Source organism: Lentilactobacillus parafarraginis DSM 18390 = JCM 14109 (assembly GCF_001435895.1).
In the GTDB taxonomy this organism is placed as follows: Bacteria; Bacillota; Bacilli; order Lactobacillales; family Lactobacillaceae; genus Lentilactobacillus; species Lentilactobacillus parafarraginis.
Genome location: NZ_AZFZ01000194.1, coordinates 1 through 692 on the forward strand (window position 1 = coordinate 1; position 692 = coordinate 692).

Annotated in this window: 1 protein-coding gene; it reads right to left on the reverse strand. The window is 36.1% G+C overall.

The window, feature by feature from the left end; all coding sequences use genetic code 11:
* On the reverse strand, nucleotides 1-692 hold a 692-nt coding region (locus FD47_RS14695; RefSeq protein ID WP_162260764.1), incomplete at both ends, for a MobA/MobL family protein.

The following is a 692-nucleotide window of genomic DNA, read 5'->3' on the forward strand; positions in this document are numbered from 1 at the left end:
GTATGGCCGTTTGGTAAAGGTCAATAATTGTCGGGTCAATAAATCATCACGCATATTCATTAAACGTTCGTTTAATTCACTGCCTTTGAAAATCGTTTGTTCACTATTAGTTTCTTTAATCAATTCCCGTCGTTCAGCCGCGGTTGTCTGTTCAAAATCAAGCTCTGGATAAAGTTTTTTAGTCGTGCGATCAACTACTTTATTTAAGAGTTCATCTGCTTTTTTGAGTGAACTTTCTTGTTGATTAATCGTCAATAATTGCTTAGTGACATCTTCACCAACAGCGTGCTTAATTAAGGTACTGTTTTTCCAATTAAATAGCATGCGCCGCTTATCATCTAAACTTTCCAAACTAATATAAGTTTTCAGTTCGTGGCTTAACTCTTTGACCACTTTTTTCTCGTTAAACGAGAAGTGTTTACTTAGGCTATCCAAGTGGCCTCGATTAACTACTTTCTCCTGCATATTTTTATAGCCAGCTTTGGACTTACGATAGTTCTTAACTTGTTGATTAAATGCCTTTCTTTCATGCCGTTTGCTATTGATTCCCTCGTGTTGAGTTGGAACTTCATTTATTCCTTGATCTTCAAAGGATTTTTCACTGATCCGATCCGGAATGCTTTTTTGCTCTAAAACCTGATTGACACTAACTGCCCAATTATGCCGCCATTCAGTTATTTTTTCTTTTTTAT